The sequence below is a fragment of the Tautonia plasticadhaerens genome (assembly GCF_007752535.1).
In the GTDB taxonomy this organism is placed as follows: Bacteria; Planctomycetota; Planctomycetia; order Isosphaerales; family Isosphaeraceae; genus Tautonia; species Tautonia plasticadhaerens.
This window is the reverse complement of sequence record NZ_CP036426.1, coordinates 6490834-6515629: the sequence shown is the minus strand read 5'-3', so window position 1 is coordinate 6515629 and position 24796 is coordinate 6490834. Positions and strand designations below refer to the sequence as shown.

Here is a 24796-nt window from a genome sequence, read left to right as displayed (position 1 = left end):
CGCCCGGTGCGGGGGAGGCGACTCTTAGCCGGCCGCCTCACTTACGGAAACGGCCACCGACCAAGAACCGGGCGGCGTTGATGGTAGTGGTCCGGGCGGACTCGATGGCGTTGGTCGCCGTGAGCGTGTAGAGGCTCAGCTCCGGGCCCGTGGTCCCGGCGGGAGGGATGACGGTGTCGGACCTCAGGATGGACGACAGGCTACCGTCGTTGCCATCGCCGTTACGCCCCACGATCCGGCGGATCAGGAACGCCTGGAGGGGGGTATCCACGCCGAGTTCCTTCCGCTGGTCCTTCCGCTCGAGCCGCTCCAGGCTGCCGGGTACGTGGGACAGGGCCCGGGTCAGGTCCTGGGAAAGCAGGGTGATCCGCTGACTTGTGAAGACCCGAAAGAGCTGCTCTTGGCCCTCGGAGGCGACGTACACGCGCTGGGCCTCAAGATAGTCCTTGCTGAACGAGTCGAAGGCCTCGTCTACCTGATCGACGATCCGCTGCGCCCCTCCGGTACGCCGGACGTAGGCGTCGGGGAGCCTCGAGAGGGCAGATGCGGAGAACCGCGGGCCGACGCTCATCAGCTGTCTGGGCTCGAGAGCGTGGTCGAGGCTGTCTGGCCGAAACTGCCGGCGCGTCCTCATGGCAATCCCTCCTTGGATCGTTCGGGCCGCTGGATCCCGGGCAACTCGAATTCGGGATCGCCTCGCCTACACGACCCCACGCGGACTCTTTTCGGCCGGGAGACGCCCTTCATTCCAGGGCGAGGGGCTCGATCGGGCGGTCCGATCGCCCTTGGGTCGTCAGAATCGGGACCGTCGGACCCGCATGCGGGCAGCCTGAGGGCGGAGGGAGGGGAGAGGTCGGGGCCCCTCACGACGTCACCAGGCCCTCCTCGGACGTCGCCTCGGCCCGAACGCGCCGAGTGAGACGACCACGGGGCCGCCGTGCGACGGGCCGTCGAGCGGGTTCCCGGCCACGTCGGTGATCCCGCCCGGGACGATCCGGAGGCCGAGCGACCGTCTCCTGCCGGGGCCGGGGTCGATGTCGATGACCACCGGGTCGGTCGGGAGGACGGCGGCCGTCGGCCTCAAGGCGATCCCGGCGGGGAAGGCCCGCCAAGGCGGGGCGCCGAGCATCGCGTAGTGGGCCGGGTCCAGGAGTGTGCCGACCTCCATCCCGCTGGACTCATCCCGGAAGCTCACGGCCAGGCGCCCCGACCGGCGGTCCGTCGGCGTCAGCCCGACGACGCGGGGCCTCAGGGTGTCGATGACCAGGGGGCCGCCGGGGAGCAGGGGGAGGACCTCCATCGGGAAGCCCTCCGTGGGCAGGACGGTCGCCGAGAGGACGTAGGCGCCGTCCGGCAGCGGGCCGGCGACGAGGGTCCAGGTGCCGTCCTGGGCGACCAGCGTATCCCCGATCGGGAACCGATCGGACAGGCCCTCGGGGCGGGCGAAGAGCTGGACGATCGAGAAGGGCTCGCCCGTCCCCCGGAGGACCGGCTCGTTGATGAAGGTGATGTTGTCGCCAGGCCTCCCGGAGTCGCTGAGCGGGTCAAGGGCCCCGGAGAACGCCCGCATGGCGACGCTGATGACGGCGTTCGTCGTCGCCGTGGCCATTTGGTTCGAGGCGGACCGGGCGACCGTCACGACCACGTCCGCGGCACCCGGAGACGGGTAGGTGTGCGACCCGACGACGAGGAACCGGCCCGGCTCCGGGGCCGCCGCGATCCTCCCTGCCGAGGTCGTGCCGTCGCCCCAGGCGATCGTCGCCGTGAACTCCCCGGCCGAGGCGGGCGGCACGGCCACGAACGAGGCCACGATCCCTTCGAACGGCCGGCCGGCGAGGGGGGTGATCGTGGTCCCCTGGGCCGTGAGGCCGCGCTCGACCACCACGGCATCGGTCATGGCCTGGTCGGACTGGCCGGTCGCGGCCCTGGCGATCGTGACGGTCACGTCGAAGGCGCCGGTCGTCTCATAGGTGTGGGCCCCGATGACCGCATACTGGCCCGACGGCTCGGCGACGACCTGGCCGGTCGAGGTCGCGCCGTCCCCCCAGGCGATCGTGGCGACGAACTCGCCCGGGTCGGCCGCGGCCCCGGCGTCGTCGAAGCGGGCGACGACCCCCGAGAACAACTGGTCGACGACCGGCGTGATCGTCGTCCCGAATGCCGTCAGGGCCGGCTCCACCACGACGACCGACGTCGTCGCGTCGTCGGACTGGCCGTCCAGCGACCGGGTCACGGTCACGACCGCCTGGTTCGGCCCCATCGCGTCATAGGTGTGGGCCCCCAGGACGTTGAAGCCCCCGGCCGGGGCCGCCGCGATCGTCCCGGCCGAGGTCGTGCCGTCGCCCCAGGCGATCGTGGCGAGATACGCCCCGGCGTCGAGGCCCGGGTAGGCGTCGACGAACGAGGCGACCACCCCGTCGAACGGCCGGCCGACCACCGGCGTGATCGCCGTCCCGGTCGCCACCAGGGGGGCATCCTCGACCGTCGCCGACCCCCTCCCGCTCGCCTGGCTCATCCCGGCGCCGAGGACCGTCACGGCGACGGGGTACTGGCCCTGCACCGCGTAGACGTGGTCCCCGATGACCGCGATCTCCCCGGGGGTGCCCGATCTCGCGATGCGGCCGGGGGAGGCCTGGCCGTCTCCCCACCGGATCACGGCGCGGAGCTGATCGACCGTCCCTTGCACGTCGCCCGGCTGGAAGGTGGCGACCGGCAGGGTCAATTCGACCCCCTCAATCGCGGAGATCCCGAGGACCTCGACCGCGAACAGCTCGCGACGCTCCAGCCGCTCGAACGCGGGTCGGACCCGGCCGGGGCCGCCGGGACGGCGGCGTCGAGTCGATCGGGGCGTGTCGCTCTCCATGATCACCATCCTTGCGCTCGGTTCGGGCGAGACGTGTCGAGGCGCATTCGCGCAGGTCGAGATCGAGCCGTCGCTCGAATCTATCACATCGCGGCGGGGCAGGCCGATCGGGGGCGGGGCTCGATCGCCCCGCGCCTCGGGACGACCTCCGCACCCGAGCCAGGCCATCGGGCCGGCACGACCGGCCCGTCCGGATCTCGGGGGGGCGGGCGGTCGCCGATGCGGGTCATGGGGCGGGGACGATCTCGGCGGGATCGACCCCGTCGAAGATCCCGATCCGACCCTCGACGGCCGCCTCGATCGACTGCCAGCGGAGGTGCGGATCGGCCCAATCGCCGGAGACCCAGCGGCTCCCGGCCTCTTCGCCGCCGAGCACGTCGGACAGCATGCCGACCTGGAACGCCGCGTCGCGGAGCCAGGGAGGGGTCTCGGGGCCTTCCCTCAGGCGGACGAGCGCGGCCTCGAGGGACGCGTGCTCCGCGATCGCTCGCGGGTCGAGCGGGGCGACCCCTGGCCCCGGTCGGCCCATGCGGTGCCACCGCGCCAGGGCGACCACGATCGGCCGACGATGGCGGGCGTCCAGCCGGGAACGGTCCCCGGCCATCGCCCTGAGGAGGGTCGCCCCCACGCCCGCACCGCCGGCCCGGGCCCACCTGAGCCAGGCTTCCTGGAGCGTGATCCAGGTCGCGCGGCGGATGCCGGGATCGGGGTCGACGAGGGCCGCACCGAGGGCGGCGATCAGGTCCGCAGGCAGCTCGGACCTCCCGGCGAGCACCGCGAGGCCGATGATCGACGAGCGACGCCGGTCCTCATCGCCGTCCAGGAGGCGTCAGATGGCGGGGAACGCGTCTTCGGGATGCCCCTCCGCGAGCACGACGAGCGCCTCGATCGCCGCGAACCATTGCTGGAAGTCAATGAAGTTCCGGGAGGAGAGGTAGCCCCGGAGCAGGGCGATGGAGCGGTCGAGCCGGGCCCCGCCAATCCGGGCCAGCGAGAGGATCGCCTCGCGTCGGACGACGAACTCCCCCCCGGCATTGTCGAGGGCGGCAAGGTCCAGGAGCACCCCGACGGCACGTTCGGTGAATCGAGGGTCGACGGCACGAAGTCCGTGGGCCATCGCCTCCCGGACCTCCCGGCGGCCGTCCCGGGCAAGGGCCCAAATGGCCTCGACGTCTTCCGGGCCGTCCGAGCCCCGGCAGGTCAGCAGCACGCGGGAAATGGCGGCGGCATAACGAAGCTCCTGGACCTCGTTCGCCAGCCATTGATCCAGCTCCTCGGCCAGTTCCTCCCCGATTGCGTCCAGGTCGACGAGCTGCAGGAGGATCGTCAGCGCCCGGTTCTCGGCCTCGTTCGACGGGAGCTGCTGCAAGGGTTGTGGACCGAGTTCGAACCCGAACCCCTCGAAGTCGGGATTGGTGATGCGGAACCTCAGCTGGCCGAGCTGGGAGGCGAGAGCGGCCTGGACATTGACTACCTGCGCCCCCCGAGCCGAACCAGGCATTCCACGTCCCTCGCGGCGATCTCCGGGTCCTCGGCACCCGTCAGCTCGGAGAGCCGCTTGAAGGCGGGGAGGGATTGATCCGGCGGGAGGCGGGACAGCATCGTCAAGGCCTGGATGACCCGGGCCCGATTGGTCGGGTCATCCTCGCCCAGCCAGGACCGGGCGAACTCGCCAAGCCGTCGGTGATCACCCAGTCCGACCCCTGTCAGCACCAGGGCGGCCTCCTGGGAGACAAACCAGGTGTCGTGGTCGAGGAGCCCTTCCAGCGTCGGGACGATCGGCCGGAGGGCCCCGGCCTGGGCGCCGCCGAGAGCTAGGAGCGCAGAGTGCGTCAGGTCCGAATCCCTGGATTCCAGCAGCGGGGCGAGGCGATCGACGAGCCTGGATTGCAGGGGAGGGGCCAGGCGAGACAGCGTCCCGATGCTCTCGGAGGCCAGGAGCCCGTCCTCGCCCTTCAACGCCTCGACGAGGCTGGGGATCGGGTCGACCTCGCCCCGGAGGCCGATCGCTTCGAGGGCGTGGACCGCCTCGATCCTGGCGTCCTCGGAGATCGCGTCGCCATCGGGGTCCGCGGCGTTGAGCAGGCCCAGCGCGACCCTCGCGACCCGGCGGGCGATCGGGCCCTCGGATCGGCTCATGGCGCGGAGGCCGGCGGCCTGGACCTCGGGCCCGGACTGCTCGAACGCGTCGATGAGGTGCCCGAAGGCCGCGGGGGGGAGGGCCGCTGATCGACGGTCGATCTCGCCTGCGACGTCCTCCCGTTCTTCGTCGGGCTGCCCGGACCAGGCGTCGAAGGCGGCCGAGCGGAGGCCCGACCAGTCGGCGATCATGCACAGGATGCGGACGCGGGCCGCGGGGAGCAAGTGGGGCCGGACCCGGCCGAGCAGCTCCTCGTCATGCGAACCGCCGCGGAAGGCGCCTACCTCGATCTCCTCGCGTCGCTCGGGGGCGAACTCCGCCGCGGTGAGCCCCGTGTCGAAGCGCACCGACGGGCCGAGCGGGCCCGGCAGCCAGTCGAGCCAGCGACGGCCCCGGCGGAGCAGGACCGCCTGGGGCGGCGGGCCGGCCACGTCGAGATGCACCGAGCCGAGCTGCACGGCCGGGATCGACATCAGGCCCGCCGTCGCCCCGGCCGCGAGCGTCCCCAGGAAGAGCCGCCGCTGGCGTCGGGACGCATCGATGAACCGCCATTCCTCCCGGCTGAACCAGTCGTCACCGCCCCGGAGTCGCCGCTCGATCCGGCTGCGGTCCGGGGCGGAGAGCGAGGCGCGCCCGGTGGCCTTCCACGTCTCCAGGCCGCTCCGGAGCACGTCGCGGAGGGCGAAGTCGCCGGAGTCGCGGGCCTGCTCGGCCCAGGTGGCGAGCCGTCCCCATCGGATGAGCCCCCCATGGGCCATCGCCATGGAGGACCCCCGCCCGGTCGGCGAGCGGCGGCGGACCAGGAGGCGACGATCGACGAGGGTGGCGATGACCCGTCGCGTTGTCGCCTCACCCTCGCCCGCCCTCGGCTCGAACTCGGCCGCCGACGCCTCGCGGGCGTCGAAGCCGCCATCGACCGGGACGACCAGGCGGAGGAGCGCGTGCCGCAGCCTCAGGGCGGTTTCCTCCCCGGTCCCCGGCGGGCAGAGTTCGGCGAAGGCGTCCTCGGCCAGGCGCGACAGGCTGGCCTCGATCGCCCCGCTCGCCCCGCCCTCGCCCGCCCGGACGTGGCGGTCGGAGGGCTGCCGGGAGAGGGTCCGCTCGCAGAGGTCGCGCATGGTGATCGAGCAGGCCGCCAGGCCCCCCGGCGCCATCGCGAGGCGGTCGCCCAAGTCGTCGATCAGCGACGGCGGCTCGGCGAACAGCGCGGCATGCTCCAGTGACCGCCGCATGATCTGCTGGATCGACGTGCCGGGGGGCTGGGCCAGCTCGAAGCGGGCCGGGTCCACCGCGGCCGTCCCCAGCGGCGACGGCCGATCTTCGCGATGGGCGAGCACCAGCCGGAAGCGGTCCCGGAAGCGGGCCGGCAGCGCCGCGAGGCGATCGAGCGAGGCCCGCAGGGGCTCCGCCTCCGCGTCGGTCGACGGGCGGGGGTCGTCGAGGATCAGGAAGAGACGTCGGTCGGCGTGCCGCTCCAGCCAGCGGCGGAGCACCTCGGCCGGGTCGGCCGGCGGATCGGGACGCCCCTCGGCCTCGCCCGCCGGCTCGCCGTCGCCGGGCAGCGCCCCTGCGAGGGCGATGGAGAGGTCCCGGCTCGACCGCAGCCCTCTCGAGTCCGGGGCGACTACGTGCCAGTACGGCCGTTGGAGGAACTCGGGGATCAGGCCGGCGCGGAGGAGGCTGGTCTTGCCCGAGCCGGAAGGGCCGGTCAGCAGGACGACCCCGTTGGTGCCCACCTGGTTTGCCAGGCGCTCGACCTCCTGGTCGCGGCCGAAGAAGACGGCGTCGTCCCCCTCCTCGAAGGCCCGCTCGCCGAGGAAGGGGTTGGTGTGGCGGACGAGCTCGGCGACCGGCCTCAGGGCCTCCTCGAAGAACGACCCGGAGGGGTCGAAGAAGAGGAACTGGCCGTTGCCGTGCCGCGGCAGGGGCCAGAGCTGCGGGAGCTGGCCGCCAGCGATCCGGGCGACCTCGGCCTCCAGGAACGCGACCAGCTCGTTCGAGGTGATGACGCCGTCGCCGTTCAGGTCGGCCTCGCCCCGGAGGGCGCGCAGCAGGGAGTTGGCGAAGGGGGAGTGGCGGCCCGCCTCGGCCGATCGGTGGTCGGAGAGGGGGTCCCAGCGGTCGCGGTCGGCGATCGGCTCACCGCCGATCGTGTCGATGGCCGGCTGGTCGTGGGCCGTCGATACCAGGAGCTGGCAGGCCCTCTCCTCGATCAGCCCCCGGAACCACTCGCGGGCCAGCGGCTCGCGCCGGGCCGGGATCAGGTCCCTCGCCCCGAACCGGAACGTGCCCGCGAAGCAGCAGTCGAGGACGACGAGCAGGTGGCGGCCCGGGAGCTGTTGGAGCAGCCGGTGCAGCGTCCTCATGTCGAAGAAGGTGTCGGTGTCTCCCGCGTCGGCGTCGGCCAGGAGGATGCGGCCGGCGGGTTGGTCGCGGTCGGCCCGGAGGCTCACGCCGTGGCCGGCGAAGTATAGGAGCATCCGGTCGTCGGGCCCGATCTGCCCGCCCGTCGCAAGCCCCGACAGGTGGTCCTCGAGCCGGCCGCGGGTCGCCTCGTCATTCCGCCAGAGCTCCAGGCGGTCGAAGCCGTGATGGTTCCGGAGCTCGGCGGCGATCGCCTCCGCGTCCCGGACCGCGTTCGAGAGCGGGCGGATAGGCGCCGAATAGCGGTCGACGCCGATAACCAATCCCCAACCGTTGCGGAAGTACTGTCGCATCGAGCCCCCAAGCCGGTGCAGCTCCCTGGATTCCGAACGTGACCGAGATTGCTCGCCACGAGAACCTGTCCGATGTGGGACAGCCGCCCCCGGCTATCCTGACCCTTAGGATAGCCGGGGGCGGCTATCTCACATCAACAATCGGACAACTTGTTGTGACGAGATTCCTGAGATTCGTGAGACGTCACCAGGTGATCTGTGCAACGCTCCGCAAGCTCAACGGGGCGAACCCGGGGGATACGCCCTCAATAGCTGAACCCAGCCCCGGGCCGAAGAAGCCCATCGCGAGCCGTCTTGGGGGAGAGAGAGAGCCCGATCGGCGAGGATGAGCTGGATCCGGGCCGCCGCGTAGGTTAGGAGGACGATGAGCGGCACCAGCAGGATGATCCAACCGTCGACGGTGGGCCGCGAACCAGAGCCACTCGGGAAGCCTTCGCGGGCCATGAAGACCGCCGCGGTCGCCCAAGAAATCAGGAACAATAGCGCGATGACCCACGCCCCGGGTGGTCGGAGGAGATGTCGCGCCCAGGACCAATCCACCAGGACGAGGCAATAGATCAACCACGCGACCGCGAGGCCGATGGGGATCCCCGGATGCATCGTTCGACGGCCGGCCGAATCCCGGGTTGGCTTGGGGAGGTAGCCCGTCCAGATCTTCAATCGGCCTTGAGCATCAGTGGAGGCGAAGCGTGCCTCGTCGATGAATTCCAGCGATGTGACGACCTCGGCATGCTCCCCGAGGGTGGCCACCACCTCCCCGGTCTCCCGCTCCCAGAGGCGGATCCATCCCGCCTCGTCGCCAGATGCGATGAACTCGCCGTCGGGGGTGACCGCGAGGGCGACGATTGGGGCTGTGTGGCCCGAGAGCGTCAAGGGATCTCCAGGGTGTGCGACGTCCCAGACCCGGACCAGCGTGTCATACCCCCCGGAGACCAGGAATGGCCTCCCCGGCACCGTCGCCAGGCACATAACGGGCAGGAAGTGTCCCTTGAGCTGGCGAAGGCTGCGGCCCGAGGGAATCTCGAACAACTCGACGTTAATCCCGTTGTCGCCGATCACCGCGAGCACCGGCCCCTCGCCAAGGAAGGTGATCGCCTTGATATCGACCAAGACGCTGTTGTTGTACTGCTCCTCCTCCTCCGCCCGACGCGCCGGGAATTCGGCGAGCAGCTCCGCCCCGGGCAGTTCCCACACGAGTACGCGATCATCCCCAGTGACCGCGGCCAGCAGGCGCTCGTCCTCGGAGAAGGCGAGGTCGACGAAGGACGAATCGGGCCGGCCCTCGGGGCCGAGCTGCTCGAACTCGTCCATCGCCGCCGCTCCCTCCCCGGGGGGAAGAGACGGGGGCCGGCTCCGGAGGTGGGCCAGCGGCTCGGCCGTCTCGCCGTCTAGCAGGACGAGCTCGTCCCAACCGACGGCCGCCAGATAGGTGCCATCCGGCGAGCCCTCCAGGGCCGAGATCGGCCCCGGGAGTCGGGTGTCGAGCGGCTCCCGGACGGCGCCTCCGGCCTCGTCCAGGAACACGATCGAGCGTCCCGAGGGGATGGCCAGCGAACCGAGGGCGGGCACGACGGCGAAGTCGAATACAAACTTCCCGAGGTCGATGGTGTCCCGGGCGCCCGTCCTCGGGGCTTGCCAGGCGCGGATTTCCCCCCCGGCGTCGGCGGAGAACAGCCGCTCCCCGTCCGGGCTGAAGGCGAACTTGCCGGGGGTCGTGTCGTGGCCGGTCAGGGTCGTCCGGATCTCCCCCAGTGCGACGTCCCACAGCTCGACCGGCCCGAGCCTCGTGGGGACGGCCAGGGTGCTCCCGTCGGGGGTAAAGCCGAGGGCCATGGCAGGAGGTGCGTTCCTCCGGGTCGCGAACAGGCGACGCCCCGTCGACAGCTCGTGGATCGACAGCTCGCTGTCGGTCCGGCTGTTCAGCGCCGAGGATGTCGCGATCATCGATCCGTCCCGGGCCACCGCGAGGGAGGTGAAGGGGCCCGCCCAGGGGAGGATCTCCGAGGTCCGTTCCCGTCTCGAGAGGTTCCAGACCTCGATCCTGCCCGACTCCCCGGTGAATGCCCAGTTGCCGAGGTCGCCCTCCCGGATGATGAGGTGACGGCCGTCGGCTGTGACCTCCATCTCGGTGGGATGGCCCTGGACGAACGAGTCGATCGCCCAGCGCTCCCGACGCCCGGCGACGTCCCACAGCCTGACCATCGCCCCGAATTCCGAGAGAGCGAGGGAAGCGAGCGTCGAGCCGTCGGGCGTGAATCGGAGGTCGGCGATCATGCCCCGTTCCCGCCCCAGGATCTCCGGAGCTCCGGCCCCGTTCGCGTCCCAGAGCAGGATAGTCCCGCCGGTGTCCCCCGACGCGATCGTCCGGGAGTCGGGGCCGATCGCGACACTGGTGATGTCGTCCTCGTGGCCCTCGAGCGAGCGGAGCTGGCGATCGCGGCGCGGATCCCAGAGGCGGAGCGTCCGATCGGGCTGCGCCGACACGACTAATGACCCGTTGTCGGCCAGGGCGTCCGAGCGGTTGGAGGTCGACAGCCCTGGGGTCGAGCCCAGGTACGCCCCGTCCCGGGCGTCCCATGCCGAGACGACGCCTCCCGCCTTGGTGGCGACTATCGGGTCGGACTCGGATAGGCCGAGGAACGTATCGAGCAAGGGCCACGTCACCCGGGAGGAGATCGCTGAGAACCCGGCCTCGCTCCAGCTCGACGTCCGCCAGAGCCGGACGCCCCCCCGGGAGTCGACGGAGGCCAGCCACTCCCCGTCGTCCGAGAAGGCCACAGCCAGCGCGGCCCCCCCGTACCCGTCGAACACCTCTCGGACCCCGCCGTCGTCGAGCCCCCAGACCCGGATGGTGCCGTCGTCGTTCGCAGTCGCCAGCAACCGTCCGTCGGGCGAGGGCCGAGCCGCGTGGATGGACCCGGCGAAGCCCCGGAATTCCCGCGGCTCCGCCGCCCCTTCCATCTGGTGCAGGATCGCTCGCCCGTCGAGCCCCGCCGACACCAGTCCCCGGCCGTCCCGGGTGAACTCCAGGCTGGTGACCGCCCCCCGATGCTCGTCGAGGGTCCTGACGACCTCTCCCCGCTCGGCCTCCCGGAGCGTGACCCGGCCGCCTTCCGCACCCGATACGACGGCCCTGCCATCGGCCGACAACGCGACGGCGGTCAGCGGCCCCTCGTCGCCGGGAAACGTCGCGACCGGGGCGCCGGAGCCCGCGTCCCAGAGGCGGATCGCCCCGTCGCTCCCCGCCGAAGCGACCCGGGCCCCGTCGCCGGAGTACGCGACGGCGAGGACCGGCCCCTCGTGCCCCTCCAACTCGGTCGGCCGGTCGGTCGGGCCGCGGTCCCAGACGATCGCCCCGCCCCGGTCCTGCTCGATCGATACCAGGACCGAGCCGTCCGCGCTGCAATGGTTGCCCTGGGACTCGAACCCCCCGCCCGAAACCTGGTATCGCCCTTCGATCGAGCCGCTCGCGACGTCCAAGGCGATCCCCCGGATGGCCTCGCCATAGACCCCGGTCACCAGGGTCGACCTGTCGTCCGAGAAGGTCAGACATGTGGGCATCCCTCCCCGGTAGGTGGTGCCGAGGATTGCCTCGAGCCGCTCGAGATCCCAGACGATCAGCCGGCCGTCCATGTCCACCGACGCCAGCAGCGTCCCGTCCCGGGAGATCGCCAGGCACTCAATCGACGCGCCGACGTGCTCCCCCTCGATCCGGCCGACCTCCTGGCCGGCCGCCACGTCCCAGACGATGATCTCCCGGGGCTGCTCGTCCTCAATGTTCGACCCGTTGGCGCTGATCAGGAGGTCCGGGTCGACGGGCGAGAAGACCAGGTCGCCGATGCCGCCCTCATGGCCGAAGAGCGGGCCGGCGACCCGGGCCCCGGAGCGGGCGTCGATGACATGGACCTTGAAGTCCTCGTCCTCCAGGCCCCCCATGAGCCCTCCGCCGAGGGCGATCCGGGTCCCGTCCCCCGAGAACGCCACTGCCTCCGGGTATTCCGGGATGATGTGGACGTCGAATCGGTCCTCTGCCCCAGCCAAGTCGCGGACGATCAGCCGCGTGCCGGTGCCCCCGGAGGCCTCCCTATCCGCCGGCGCCCGGGGGGGAGCGTCGAAGGGGCCTGAAGACGCCTTGCCCCGCCGGTCCCCTACGATCGCGAGGACCTCCCCCGTCCGGTCGAAGGCGAGGCGGCGGACGGAGTCAAGCCCGGGGCGGTACTCGTGAACCACCGCCCCGTCCCCGAGGTTGATGACGCGTACCACGCCGACGGCGGCCAGGGCCAGCCGGCGCCCGTCCGGCGAGAGCGCGGATTCCGGCGTGCCGAAATCGGGGAGGTCGAGCTCGACGAATCGCGGCAGCCGCCAGATCCGGACCTTGCCGTCGTCGCCGGCTGAGGCGAGGCCGTCCCCTCGGGGGGACGGGACGAAGGCGAGCGTCGTCGCCGTCGAGCCGAGCCGATGCACCTCCTGCCCCTCCCGGGAATCCCACAGGGACAGCACCTGCCCGGCGGCGTAGACATACCTCGGGTCGGAGGGCGAGAAGGCGATGGCACCGACCGGGGGCGGGCTGTCGAGCCGGTTCTGCCCGGTGGGCGCCGCGATGTCCCATCGGGCGATCATCCCGAGCTGCTCGTGCCTCATGAACGACTCGGTCGACGACGCGGCGATCGACCGGCCGTCGGGTGAGAAGCGGAGCAGGTCGTTGCCCCGCCCGGCCAGGAGCGTGGCGACCACGGCCTTCGTATCGAGGTCCCAGATCCGGATCGTCTCGTCATCGCCCGCCGAGGCGAACCAGCGGCCGTCGGGCGAACAGGACAGCCCGCTGATCGCTTCGGAGTGTGCCGCGACGGCCCCCTCGAATCGCCCAGTCATGGCGTCCCGGACTTGCATCCCCGCGGACGTAGCCAACAGGAGCCGGCGACCGTCCCGGGTGAAGGCGAGGACCCTGACCTCCTGGCCCTCGATCCGGATCGATCGGCGCACCTCGCCCGAATCGGCGTCCCAGGTCCGGACCAGCCCGGTCCGATCGCCGTCCTGGTGGATGACCCCGCCGGCGGCCAGGGTCCTCGAGTCGGGCGAGAACTCCAGGTCTCCGACCTCGCTGAACGGGAGGTCGGCGACCAGGGCCCCGCGGTCGACGTCCCAGAGGCGGACCGAATCGCCGAAGGGCCCCATCATCGATGCCGCCCTCCGGCCGTCGGACGAGATCGCCAGCTCGGCGGATTTTGCGACCTCATCGGGCCCCTCCAGGACGCCGGGCCGGACGGCCCCCCCCACACGTCGGCCGTCCCGGGCGTCCCAAAAGGCAACCGTGCCGTCGTCGCCCGCGGTCGCCAGCCGACGGCCGTCGGCGGACAGGCGGGCGGCGAGCACGGCCCCCCCGTGCGCCGTCCATCGGAGGCGTTCCTCGCCCGAGGCGACGTCCCAAAGCGTAACCTCGCCGTCGAAGTGGGCGGTCACCGCGGTCGTCCAGTCCTCGGAGAGGTCGAGTGAGCGGACCGAGCCGTCCGGCTCGTGGAAGACGATGGAGGCGGGGAAACGAAATCTATTGTGGATATATCTCCAGGTGAATTCCCGGCGGGCGGGCGGGCTCTTAGCCGGGTCGCCGAGGTAGTCCAGGGCGAGCCGGGGGTTCCTCCCGCCGATCTCCTCGACCAGTCGGAGGTTCGCGTTGTAGAGGCGGCCTTCCGAGCGGCCGCGCGCCTGATTGGCCTGCGCCTCGTTGCGCAGGGCGCTGCGGCGCTGGCCCAGGGCGAACACCGTGATGAGCGAGAGGACGACGAACGCCGACGCGATCGAGGCCACCAGGGTCAGCCGGTTCTTCCGACGCCGGTCGAGGCTCGCCAAAACGAACTCGGATTCGACCCGATTGGTCCAGTCGGCGTCCCGGACGAGGTCGAGCCTCGGGTTGGCGTGCCAGGTGCCCCCCTGGCCCCGGCTCCAGTCGAAGGCCGCGGGCGTCAGCAGGCGCCTCAGGTCGAACTGCTCGCGCCCCTCCCTACTCCAGGCAAGGAGCCGGTCCCAGCCCCGGACCAACTCGTCGTGGGCCGGCTCGACGTAGGTCTCGTCGTCTGCCTCCTTGCCCTCGACGACAAGCCGGGCCGCGGTGAGGCCGGCGATGACCTCGCCGACCCGGGCGCTCTCCTCGGGGTCGAGATAGCTCAGCTCACGATCCGGGACGCGACGCCGGGCCAGCTCCCCCCCCTCCACGGAAATCATCCGCATCATCACCCGACGCATGACCTCCCTGTGCTCGTCGCTGGGGAGGTCCCGATAGACCTCCTCCGCCCGGTGGCGCAGGGAGCCCCCAACCCCTCCCAGGTCGTCGTAGTCCTCCTCCGACAGCGTGCGGTCGTCGGAGCCCCGCCCGAGGTAGCGGCGGTACAGCTCGCTGAGCGTGAAGGACAGCAGAGGCAGGACGCCGGGCGTGTTGGCCACGTCGCCGATCAGCCGGTCGATGAAGGCCTGGGAGCCGGCCTTCCCCCGGAAGCTCAGCACCCGGGCCGACGCCGGGCCCTCGACCGCCTCGCGGTACTCGTCGAGCGTCATCACCGGAACGACGACCTGGGACTCCTGCCAGCGTCGCTCCAGGGCGGCGTCGGCGAACTGGGGCTCGAAATCCGAGCGGAGCGTGAGTACGACCCGAAACCGGTCGGGGCAGTCCGCCAGCGCACGCTCGAGCTGGACCTGGAACATCGCACGCTCGTCGGCATCCCAGCAGTCGGTCACCAGCTCCTCGAACTGGTCGACCACCAGGAGCAGCCGCCCTGCTTCCAGCGAGCCCGTCGGGGCCTGGGTCGAGGCGCACCAGGCAGCCACGCGGCGGGCGAGGGCGTCGGGGTCGGCGGCGAGCAGCCGCGCGACAACGGCATTGGGGTCGGTCGACTCGCCGGGCAGCACCAGCGCGGCCAGGGTCGCCAGCGGTGACCGGCCCGGCCGCAGCGGAGGCAGGATGCTCCAGGAGCCGGTTCCTTGCGAGCGGAGTGACGGGAGCAGCCCGGCCTTGACGATGCTCGACTTCCCCGTGCCCGAGGCGCCCAGCACGACCGTCAGGGGATTCGCCTCCACCCACTCGACCAAGTCGGCGACGAACTTCGAACGGCCGAAGAACAGCGGGGCATGCTCCTCATTGTAGGATTGCAGGCCGCGCCAGGGATTGTTCGCCTCGTCCAGGGGAGGCGCCGGCGGGAGGTTCAACGGGTGGCCGGGGACGAGGTGGATGTACTCCCCTTTGTCGTGCTTCTGCAGCGGCCAGTACCCGGGGGTCTGGCGGTGGCCGAACAGGTCATCGCCGACCTCGACTCGCTCGCGGAGATAGAGGTACAGCTCCGTCGCGGTGACGACCCCGTGGCGGCGTGCCAGCGGGAGGTACTCGAGCGCCTCCGGCTCCCCCTCCAAGGCCGAGATCAGGGCCGCCGCGAACGGGGAATGGCCCCGCTCGTCGGCCTCCCGGCCGGCGAAATAGTCCAGCGCCTTTTGATCGTAGGCGGCCGAGGTGAGGACCTGCCAGGCCCGGTCCCGGATATATCGGTCGTACCGCTCGCGGTGGATGATTTCCGGCAACGGCCTGAGGTCCCGGGTGGTCGACCAGCGAAACGCCCCGGCGAAACAGCAGTCCAGGACCAGCAGGAGATGGCGGCAGGGAAACTCCTCCAGATACCCGTTCAGCTCGGTCATCGGCAGGAAGGTCTCGTGAGCCTCCCGCCGCGCATCTTGCGGGACTAAGTAGCCGGCCGGCCCATCGTCACCGACGAGGATCAAACCGTGGCCGGCGAAGTAGACCAGAAGACGGTCGTTAGCATTTACATTGTCCTTCAATGTCCGCGCAAAACAGGTTTTAATGCGGTCCAGTGTGGCGTCGGTCAAGAGATCAACAGAGTATCCCCCTGTAGCCTTCAGCACCTCCGCCACTCGCCGGGCATCATTGACCGCCGTGCTAAGTGGAGGGATGTTGTCCTGATAATTGTCGATTCCGATAACAACGGCATGGCTTTGCCGGAACCCGATCATGGCGAGTGCTCCACACGATGGGGCAGCGAGGGGCTACGGCACCCCGGCCCATCCTCCTACAGGTCGAATCGCCTATTGCGGTCAGAGCGTGACTTGACAGACTGGCCGGGGGCTAAGGCGGCTTCAAGAAAATAATTCGTCCGGTTTAGGGGGCGGAATGATGACTGACCACTTCTCCAGGCCCGGGAGCCGTTGAAGGCACTGCTCCAACCGTTTCATCTCCTTGGTGCTTCGGCACACCCCACTGGAGTAGGTCTGACTCACCCGAGAGACCTGCGGATGCTTCCCCCCGTAGGTCATGCTCCGTGCGAACCCGAGCACGGCGGCCTCGCTGTCCAGCAACTCCCCGTTCCAGTACACCTCCAGCACACCCCAACAACGCTCGATCGGGTTGTACTTGCTGTGGTACGGAGGGTAGTACGCCAACTCGATCGTGATCTGCTCCTTCTGGGCCAACTGCACCAACCGATACACGAACTGGCTGCGGCGGCTGTGATTCTCCGGGCCGTTGTCCAGGTCCAACAGCAACCGCTCGATCCGGGGGAACCGAGCTCGGTTCGCCGCCCACCACTCTTCCAGGCGATCCACGATGAAGTCGCTCGTCACCTTCGAGGCGGTGAAATAGAGGTCCAACTCCTTGGAATCGGGGAGGAACAGACCGAACGGCGTCAAGCGGCCCCACGGCTTGAAGTCATGGTCCACACCGGCGGTCCCGAGCCGACTCTTCCCCCCACGGGAGAATGGTCCGATGAGGACCGGAGCCTTGGCATCCAGGGACAAACGGAGCGTGTCCGTGGACTGGGCGGCACGTTGATGGACCAGGTCCAATCGCTGGAATATGGCATCGGTTTCCTTCGGTTTTTTTGAGGTTTACACTTGGTCACGGGTCGCAGTCGGAATCCCAACCGGTTCAGCTTGGCCGTGATGGTCGTGATCGACGGCATCTGCGTCTCGGGATAGCCCTTGCGGTCGATCAACTGCTTGCGGACTTCCGCAGCGGACACCCGGCAATACAGCCGGGTGGTCTGGAAGGTCGGATCGGCCTGGAGTTGGTCGTGGACCAGATCGGCGATGTCCTCCAGGAGGTGCGGCAGATGCGCCTCGACGGGCTTGCGTCCCCGGGCGGAGAAGTTGTCGAGGCAGGTGATCCCGGAGTGGAGTTCGTGGAGGCCCTTGCGCACGGTATCTCGTGCCCAGCCCAGGTGGGTGGCCGCTTGACGTTGACTGAGGTCGAAGGCCTCGACCGTCTGGGCCATGAACCGACGACGTTGAGCACCGTGGAAGGAATGGGCGGTTTCCATCAACCACGAGCACATCAAAGGGCTCAGTTCCATGACGCTACCTCCGGCATGGGGAGGCAGACATTGTACAAAAATCTAGCGGACGAATTATTTTCCAGAATCCGCCTAAGCACCGCCCCTCTTCCGAAGTGTGAACAAAAGGCCATAATCTGGCGGAGGTGGGAGCGTAGCCGCCGGAGCAGAGCCATCCCCTCTCCCGGACGATTAGTACTACTCCGTTAGCTTGGTCTTGGAGCGGGTGAGCCAGGGCCGGCAGTGCGCGCAGTCCGGCCGGCTGACCGGCGCCAGCAGCCGCTGCAACGCCCGGCGGATCGCCGGCACCGTGATCACCGGCGCTCGGCCTCCCCCTTTTTGCCCGGCCGGGATCGCCCCCGACGGGCTCGGCGTCGCTCCAGGGTGAGGAACCCGAAGGCCAACATCACCAGGCAGGCGTGATGGTGGAAGCCCCGCCACGAGCGGCCCTCGTGGTGGTCCAGCCCCAGTTCCTCCTTCATCTGCTGGTACCCGAGCTCCACCGGCCAGCGACTCCGCCACAGGCGCACCGCGCGGATCCGGCTGGTATCGGCCGGGAGGTTGCTGAAGGCGTACTTCAGCTTGCCGTCGGCCTGCTCCTCGATCAGCAGCCAGATCGGCTCCGCCCCGGCGCAATCGCCTGTCGCCCATCCCTGGCCCGGCCAAACGCGCAGCCAGGCGAATCGGCCCCACATCGGGCCCTTGGTCCCCTCCCGCCACGTCACCTTCCGGCGCGGCGTCCGCGCCGCCAGCTCCTTCAGGCCCACCGGCCGGGGCGAGCCCTCGGCCAGGCGACGCCGCTTCTGCGGCCGCCCGCCCGTCCCGGCCTTGGGCTCGTCCCACCTCGGCTCCTCGGTGAAGACCAGCATCTCGTCGGTCACGCCGACGACGTAGTGCAGGCCCCGCTCGGCCAGGCCGTCGCGGAACGGGCCCGAGACGCCGTAGCCGCTGTCGGCCACGACGAGCCCGCCCGGCAGCCCTTCGGCGCGGATGCGGTCGAGCAACTCCAGGGCGATCTGACCCTTGGTCAGCGACCGCCGCTCGGCCTCGGGCACCTTGGCCTTATCCAGTCGCTTCGGGTCGGCCAGCCAGCCCTCCGGGAGGTAGAGCCGCATGTTCAGCGGGTAGTGCCCCCTCGGGGCGACGTAGTGGACGCTGACGGCGCACTGGCAGTTGGCCTTCTTGCCCAGGGCGCCGCAGTACTGCCGCTGCACGCCGACGGAGTGCGTGCCCTGCTTGGGGAAGGTGGTGTCATCGATCACGAAGATGCCGGCCGGGTCGGCGAACTTCGCCGCCATCGTGGCCCGGTAGCGGCTCAGGACCGCTTGCTCGTCCCAGGTGCTCTGGCCGAGGAACTGCTGCAGGGCCTGGTCGGGGTCGGCGACGTCGAGCCCCTCCGACAGGGGGACGCGGGCGGCCATCGGCTCGACGCTCTTGCGGTCCCCGTCCTGGACCAGGCCGCGGAGGTAGACGCCGCACCAGGCGGCCTGGCGGGGCCGGTTGAAGTCGGCGCGGAAGGAGGCGGCATACGCGGCGAGGCGGTCGAGGACGTCGGGGTTTAAGTCGGGGGTGTAGGTCCGGTTCATACCCTCGGTACGAACCGCAGCAGTCGATCGTTCGTATGATTTAACGGAGTAGCATTAGAAGCCCTGACAAAACCGTGTGGCATGGAGTTTGCGCCCTGGTGCTGTTTTCCTCCGAACCGAAGGAGACACCACCATGGCGAGCGCCCACATGCCGGACGAGTTCTTCGATCTGGTTGCCCACCACCTGCCGCCGGAACCGGCCATCGGCCCCTACGGCGGGCGTCCGCCGATCGGGCACCGGGTCGCCCTGCGTGTCATCTGGTTCGTCCTGGCCACCGGCAATCGCTGGGAGGATGTCCCGCAGGAACTCGGCTGCTCAGGTCGCACCGCCCATCGCCGGCTGCGGGCCTGGGAGGAGGCCGGCATCTGGGACCGCCTCCATGCCGACCTGCTGAGGCTGCTCCGCAAGGCTGGCAAGCTGGAGACCGACACGGTGGTCGTCGACGGCGTGACGGTGCGGGCCTCCGGCGGCGGCGAGGCGACCGGCCCGAGCCCCGTCGACCGCAGCAGGAAGGGCACGAAGCACACGGTGATGGTCAGTCGCACCGGAGTGCCGCTGGCGATCCGCACCGCCGGGGCCAACGAGAGCGACCACCGCCAGATCATCCCGCTGGTGCTCGACTTCCCGAGCGTCGCCGGCAAACCGGGCAGGCCGAAGCAGTTGCCGGATGACCTGTATGCCGACCGGGGCTACGACAGCGAGGGGACGAGGGCGTTACTGCGTTGGATGGGCATCGAGCCGCACATCGCCAAGCGTCGGACACCGCACGGCAGCGGGCTGGGCAAGGTCCGCTGGGTGGTGGAGCGGACGATCGGCTGGATCAAGGGCCTGCGGCGGATGCGGGTGCGGTACGACCGGCTGGGGGTGATCCAGGACGCCTGGACGACCCTGGCGGCCTGTGTCATCTGCTTCCGTATCCTCCACCAGGATGTGATGTGATTCACCCGGTTTTGTCAGGGCTTCTTACATACATCATCTGCCCTACTTTCGCCGCTCTAACAAGCGATGGCAAGACTTCGGAAAGGATCCGCTCTCCCTTCAGTTCAGCTTGCCAAGTTTGCCCTGAACTTCGACTATTGGTCCGATAGTAGTTAGATTCGCTACCCCTACCAATTGCGTGCTTCGGTGTGGTCGACGAATGGCACTTAGATTTCCGCAAACGGCCGCGCGAGAGCGGGATAGGAAGATGTCGGCGTTCCGGCTCTGATGGAGACGCAACCCACGTCGCCCGCCAGGAGCCCGAGCGATGCATGGCCGCGCCGATGGACGCCTTCGCCAACAGGTTGACTCCCTTCGCCAGCAGTTCCTCCAGCAGGACGGCCTCCCCTTCGCCGACGTCCTCTCGACGGCGGGACTCGAAGGGGCGCTCCGCGAGGTCCCCTCTCGCTGGAAGGACCGCATCTTCACGCCCCTGGTCACCCTCGGGGTCTTCCTCGCCCAGGTCCTCAACGCCGACCGATCCTGCCGCGCCGCCGTGGCCCGGCTGATCGCCCATCGCGCCTCGCAGGGGCTCGAGCCGTGCAGCTCGGAGACCGGCGCCTACTGCCAGGCGAGGGGCCGCCTGCCCGAGCGGTTCTTCGCCGCCGTGGCCCGCCTCGTCGGGCGCAACCTCGACGCGCAGGTCGATCGTCAGTGGCTGTGGAAGGGGCGCCGCGTCTGCCTCTTCGACGGCTCGACGGTCTCGATGCCCGACACCGAGGAGAACCGGCGCGAGTATCCGCTGACCTACAACCAGGTCCCCGGGACGAACTTCGCCCCCGCGCGCATCGGCGCGATCATCTCGCTCTCGTGCGGCGCGATCCTCGACCTGGGGATCTGCCGCTACGCCGGCAAGGGCCAGGGCGAGGTCAGCCTCCTGCGGCGGCTCTGGGACGTCCTTCGCCCCGGCGACGTGTTGCTGGGAGATCGCCTGATGTCGGGCTGGGTGGGCATGCACCTGCTGAAGCAGCGCGGGGTCGACACCGTCAGCCGCCTCTCGGCGCACCGCCGGGCCGACTTCCGCAAGGGCAAGCGCCTGGGCAAGGATGACCACCTGGTCGTCTGGAGGAAGCCGTCATCGATCCGGTCGGTGGACCGCGAGACCTACAACGCCTTGCCCGAGTCGTTCACCGTCCGCGAGGTCCGCGTCCGGGTGGAGCAGCCGGGGTTCCGGACGCGGTCGATCGTGGTCGTGACGACGATCCTGGACCCCGACCAGGCGAGCAAGGAGGAGCTGGCCTCGCTCTATCGGGCGCGATGGAACAACGAGACGTGCCAAGCAGACTGCACCTCAAGCGACCGGTGGTGCAGCACCCCCGGCGGCGGTTACGATCAGCGCCGCCGCGCTGCTTGAGCTGGCGGCGTGGTGCCGACATCACCTGACCTCGGCATCGGGAGACATCGCATGTCCGTCGCCCCCCGTCACAACGCTCCCCCCCGCGCCTGACGACGGCGCCCTGCCCACCGCCGACGGTCGCACCGACGATCTGGGCCCGCCTGCCGGCCGACCGGCAGCGACAGCTCCGCGACCTGCTCGGCCAACTCCTCGCCAGGCTCCTGGCGGCCACCCGAAGCGAGGAGGCCGGCCATGAGTGACGCAACCCGCTCGCCCAAGCTCCGGCCCTGGCATCTCGACCGGGCGGCCTTCGTCTACGTCCGCCAATCCACACCCCAGCAGGTGCTCGACCACCGCGAGTCCACCGACCGGCAGTACGCCCTGGCCGACCGCGCCGTCGCCCTCGGGTGGCCACGGGACCGCGTCACCACGATCGACGACGACCTGGGCAAGAGCGGCCAGTCGATCGAGGGCCGGCCCGGGTTCCAGCGGCTGCTGGCCGAGGTGGCGCTCGACAACGTCGGGCTGATCCTCGGCCTGGAGATGAGCCGGCTGGCCCGGTCCAACCGCGACTGGCACCAGCTGCTCGAGCTCTGCGCCCGCTTCCGCGTGCTCCTGGCCGACGCCGACGCCGTCTACGACCCGGCCGACCACAACGACAGGCTCCTGCTGGGCCTGCACGGCATGTTGAACGAGGCAGAACTTCATGTCATCAAGGAGCGGATGTGCCAGGGCCGGCTCAACAAGGCCCGCCGGGGCGAGCCGATGGGCTCCCCGCCGCTGGGCTACGTACGCCTCGCCTCGGGCGAGTGGGCGATCGACCCCGACGAGCAGGTCCAGGCGACCGTGCGGCTGATCTTCGACCGGTTCGACCGCGAGGGTACCCTGCACGGCCTGCTCCGCTACCTGGTCCACCACGGGGTCCGCATCCCGATCCGACCCCGCCACGGCCCCAACCGCGGCGGGTTGGAGTGGCGGCGGCCGAACCGCCCGACGCTGTCGAACGTCCTGCACCACCCGGCCTACGCCGGTGCCTACCGGTTCGGCCACCGGGAGGTCGACCCGCGGCGCAAGCGGCCCGGGCGGCCCGACACCGGCAAGCTGGTCCGCCGCCCGGAGGAGTGCCTGGTGCTGATCCGCGACCGGCTGCCGGCCTACATCACCTGGGAGCGGTTCTGTGACAACCAGGAGCGGCTGGAGGCCAACCGGGCCCGCCGGGACCGCCCCGGCGCGCCGCGGCAGGGGGCCTCGCTGCTGGCCGGACTCCTGCGGTGCGGGCGGTGCGGCCGGCGGATGCTCGTGCGGTACTCGGGGGCGACGGGCCGGTACAGCTACACCTGTGCCCGCGGGGCGGCCGACCACGCCGAGCCGATCTGCCAGAGCCTCTCCGGGCCGGCGCTCGACGGGCTGGTCGCCGGCCGGGTCCTGGCGGCGGTGGAGCCGGCGGCGCTGGAGGCGAGCTTGGCGGCGGTGGCCGAGGTCGAGCGCGAGCGGTCCGAGCTGGCCCGGCACTGGCGGCTCCGCCTCGAACGCGCCGGCTGCGAGGCCGACCGCGCGGCCCGGCAGTACCAGGCCTGCGAGCCGGAGAATCGCCTGGTCGGCCGCGAGTTGGAGCGGCGCTGGGAGGAGGCGTTGAGGGCGCAGCGGCGCCTCGAGGACGAGCACGAGCGGTGGCGGGGGTCGGCCCCCGGTCGGCTCTCACCGGACGACGAGCGGACGATCCGGTCGCTGGCCGGCGACTTGCCGGCGGTGTGGCAGGCGACGACGACGACGCCCGCCGAGCGGCAGCGGATCGCCCGACTCCTGATTGACCACGTGTCCGTCACCGTGGACAAGGCGAGCGAGCGGGTCGATGTGACGCTCCACTGGTCCGGCGGCATGACCGAGTCGCACGCCATGTCCCGGCCGGTGAAGCGGTACGACCTCCTGGCCGACTACCCCCGACTGGTCGAGCGACTGCGGGGATGGCGCGCCGAGCGGCTCAGCCCGGCGGCGATGGCCGAGCGGCTCAACGTCGAGGGGTTCCGTCCCCCGAAGCGGGCCGAGCGGTTCACGCGGGGGATGGTGCAACGGCTGCTCTGGCACCTGGGGCTGGCCCGCACGCCCTTCGGCAGCCCGGCCGGCCTCGGCCGCGACGAATACCGGCCGTCGTCGCTGGCGCGTCGGCTGGGGGTGTCGCGAGACACGGTGCGGCGATGGGTGCGGGTCGGGTGGTTGACGGCGCATCGCGACGCCCAGGGCCACCACGTGATCTGGGCCGACGGGTCCGAGCTGCGGCGGCTGCGCGAGCTCCGCCGGCTGCCGCGGACGTGGGCGAACAAGGGGCGGCTTGCCGAACTGACCAGACCGAGGCCGCGCCCGGGACGGTAGAGTGAGGGCGGCCCGGCTCAGGGCGAGCCGGGCCGCCCCATCGCGCTCTTGGAGGGCATTATGGCTGGAACATCGAGCTCGATCTGAGGTCGATCAAGGTCACGCTGCAGATGGACCGGCTGCGGTGCAAGACGCCGGAGCTGGTGCGCAAGGAGATCTGGACGCACGCCCTGGCGTACAACCTGATCCGGACGGTGATGGCGCAGGCGGCGGCCCGCGAGGGGGTACCGCCGCGGACGATCAGCTTCGAGGCGACGCTCCAGGTGCTGGAGGCGTTCCGGCCGGTGATCGCCGCCCAGGTCGACCGCGGCACGGGGCACCTGGCGGCGCTCTATGAGCAGATGCTCCGGGCCATCGCGGCCCATAAGGTCGCCGACCGTCCCGACCGGTTCGAGCCCCGGATGGCCAAGCAGGGGCCCAAGAGGTATGACCGCCTGACGAGGCCGCGGCGGGAGATCAAACTCCAGATGCTCAAACGATCTAGCAAAATCTAAGTGCCATTCGTGTGGTCGACCGACGCCGCCCACCGGAGGAGTTGGAGGCGGTCGTCAACCTCGTGGCGTTGGCGTTTCGTGGTGTGGGGCCCGGGCCAGCCTCTTCGGACGAGCCGGGTGACTTCCGAGTCGTCTGCGCCTCTCGTCTGGAGGTGCTTCCCTGGGGTCGAATCGTACGCCCCGCCCGGCTCGGTCGCCGAGGCCGAGGAGCCCATCGACCCGAGGACACCGCATACACACCGATCAACCATCGAGTCGGCCGATGCCCGGGGTCGTCGACACCGCCCGATCACGACCGAGGAGTTCGCCCGCATGGTCGCAGCCGGCGTCCTCGACGACCACCGGCGCGTCGAGCTGTGGGACGGGCGGCTCGTCGAGCGGCTCCAAGGGTCCCCGGCACACGTCGCGGCCCGGTCGCTGCTGATGGACGAATTGCGCCGCGTCCTGCCCGACGACGGGCACGTCGGTGTGGGAGGTTCGCCGGCGCTCGGGCCCCGACCCATGCCGGACACGCGCCTGGTGATCGTCCGTGGCGGGCCCCGGGATCACCCCGTCCTGCACCCGACGGGCGTCGCCATCGGCCAGGCGTCGAGGCCCTCGGTCTCGCCCCGACGCCAACCCGGTCCGGTGATCGCCGCCTACGCCGCCGGGGGCGTGCCGTCGCCCTGGTTCGCCGACTTCCGCAGGGGGCTGCTTGAGGCCCACGGCGAGCCGGTCTGCGGGGCGGAGCCGGGGTACCGCTTGTCGCGCACATATGGGCCCGTCGAGGCGGTCCCCCTGGTGCTCGATGGGCATCCGGTTGCCGAACTGGCCGTCGCCGACCTGCTGCCGGAGCCCATGGGCTGACGGGGCGACTGAGCCCGGCGAGATCGTACCTCCTCGACAGGACTGCTCCAGGCGGCTGCGTCGCCGATCGTCAGGGTCGGCATCCAGGCCCCGAGGACGCTCGGTTATCACATCATCCCCTCCCCGATGCCGGGAGGCGCCC

The 24796-nt window shown here is 70.6% G+C and carries 13 protein-coding genes; 5 read left to right on the top strand and 8 right to left on the bottom strand.

The annotated features are described in order from the left end of the window. Positions 1-37: 37 nt before the first annotated feature. From ElP_RS26045 to ElP_RS26010, 8 genes are all read right to left on the bottom strand, one after another. Positions 38-571 carry a hypothetical protein gene (locus ElP_RS26045; RefSeq protein WP_145275152.1) on the bottom strand — a complete coding sequence of 178 codons (534 nt, stop codon included), beginning with the start codon at positions 569-571 and terminating at the stop codon, positions 38-40. 300 nt (positions 572-871) lie between these two features. After that, positions 872-2863 carry an Ig-like domain-containing protein gene (locus ElP_RS26040; RefSeq protein WP_145275149.1) on the bottom strand — a complete coding sequence of 664 codons (1992 nt, stop codon included), beginning with the start codon at positions 2861-2863 and terminating at the stop codon, positions 872-874. 226 nt (positions 2864-3089) lie between these two features. Beyond that, on the bottom strand, positions 3090-3638 hold the full coding sequence (locus tag ElP_RS26035; RefSeq protein WP_145275146.1) for a hypothetical protein: 549 nt from the start codon (positions 3636-3638) through the stop codon (positions 3090-3092). 54 nt (positions 3639-3692) lie between these two features. Next, entirely contained in the window at positions 3693-4364 is a 672-nt protein-coding gene (locus ElP_RS26030) for a hypothetical protein (protein ID WP_145275143.1), read from the bottom strand. Continuing rightward, positions 4334-7720 carry an nSTAND1 domain-containing NTPase gene (locus tag ElP_RS26025; RefSeq protein ID WP_145275140.1) on the bottom strand — a complete coding sequence of 1129 codons (3387 nt, stop codon included), beginning with the start codon at positions 7718-7720 and terminating at the stop codon, positions 4334-4336. Before ElP_RS26025 ends, ElP_RS26030 begins: the two co-directional genes overlap by 31 nt. Positions 7721-7936: 216 nt before the next feature. Then, entirely contained in the window at positions 7937-15730 is a 7794-nt protein-coding gene (locus tag ElP_RS26020; protein WP_145275137.1) for an nSTAND1 domain-containing NTPase, read from the bottom strand. 123 nt (positions 15731-15853) lie between these two features. Beyond that, a protein-coding gene (locus tag ElP_RS41360) for an ISAzo13 family transposase (RefSeq protein WP_390834785.1) occupies positions 15854-17064 on the bottom strand; the annotation gives its coding sequence in 2 pieces (ribosomal slippage) (positions 15854-16587 and positions 16587-17064; 1212 coding nt in all). Positions 17065-17357: 293 nt separating this feature from the next. Further along, positions 17358-18629, bottom strand: a complete 1272-nt coding sequence (locus ElP_RS26010; RefSeq protein ID WP_145267809.1) for an IS701 family transposase — start codon at positions 18627-18629, stop codon at positions 17358-17360. 133 nt (positions 18630-18762) lie between these two features. Between ElP_RS26010 and ElP_RS26005 the strand changes: the two genes are divergently transcribed. From ElP_RS26005 to ElP_RS25985, 5 genes are all read left to right on the top strand, one after another. Beyond that, positions 18763-19569, top strand: coding sequence for an IS5 family transposase (locus tag ElP_RS26005; protein WP_145269653.1), 807 nt, complete (start codon positions 18763-18765; stop codon positions 19567-19569). A 307-nt stretch (positions 19570-19876) separates the two neighbouring features. Further along, on the top strand, positions 19877-20962 hold the full coding sequence (locus ElP_RS26000) for an IS4 family transposase (protein WP_145275134.1): 1086 nt from the start codon (positions 19877-19879) through the stop codon (positions 20960-20962). Positions 20963-21196: 234 nt separating this feature from the next. Next, the gene (locus tag ElP_RS25995) at positions 21197-23314 is read left to right on the top strand and encodes a recombinase family protein (protein WP_145267375.1); all 2118 of its coding nucleotides are present in this window, start codon (positions 21197-21199) and stop codon (positions 23312-23314) included. A 71-nt stretch (positions 23315-23385) separates the two neighbouring features. Next, entirely contained in the window at positions 23386-23808 is a 423-nt protein-coding gene (locus ElP_RS25990; protein ID WP_390836097.1) for a hypothetical protein, read from the top strand. 312 nt (positions 23809-24120) lie between these two features. Further along, positions 24121-24654 (top strand): hypothetical protein, encoded by a 534-nt coding sequence (locus tag ElP_RS25985; protein WP_145275128.1) that lies wholly within the window; start codon positions 24121-24123, stop codon positions 24652-24654. Positions 24655-24796: the final 142 nt, after the last annotated feature.

Coding starts and splice junctions, on each gene's coding strand:
- ElP_RS26030 (WP_145275143.1), bottom strand. CDS start 4,364: ATGCCTGGTTCGGCTCGGGGGGCGCAGGTAGTCAATGTCCAGGCCGCT.
- ElP_RS25985 (WP_145275128.1), top strand. CDS start 24,121: ATGGTCGCAGCCGGCGTCCTCGACGACCACCGGCGCGTCGAGCTGTGG.
- ElP_RS25995 (WP_145267375.1), top strand. CDS start 21,197: ATGAGTGACGCAACCCGCTCGCCCAAGCTCCGGCCCTGGCATCTCGAC.
- ElP_RS26045 (WP_145275152.1), bottom strand. CDS start 571: ATGAGCGTCGGCCCGCGGTTCTCCGCATCTGCCCTCTCGAGGCTCCCC.
- ElP_RS26000 (WP_145275134.1), top strand. CDS start 19,877: ATGCATGGCCGCGCCGATGGACGCCTTCGCCAACAGGTTGACTCCCTT.
- ElP_RS26010 (WP_145267809.1), bottom strand. CDS start 18,629: ATGAACCGGACCTACACCCCCGACTTAAACCCCGACGTCCTCGACCGC.
- ElP_RS26005 (WP_145269653.1), top strand. CDS start 18,763: ATGGCGAGCGCCCACATGCCGGACGAGTTCTTCGATCTGGTTGCCCAC.
- ElP_RS26020 (WP_145275137.1), bottom strand. CDS start 15,730: ATGATCGGGTTCCGGCAAAGCCATGCCGTTGTTATCGGAATCGACAAT.
- ElP_RS26040 (WP_145275149.1), bottom strand. CDS start 2,863: ATGGAGAGCGACACGCCCCGATCGACTCGACGCCGCCGTCCCGGCGGC.
- ElP_RS26025 (WP_145275140.1), bottom strand. CDS start 7,720: ATGCGACAGTACTTCCGCAACGGTTGGGGATTGGTTATCGGCGTCGAC.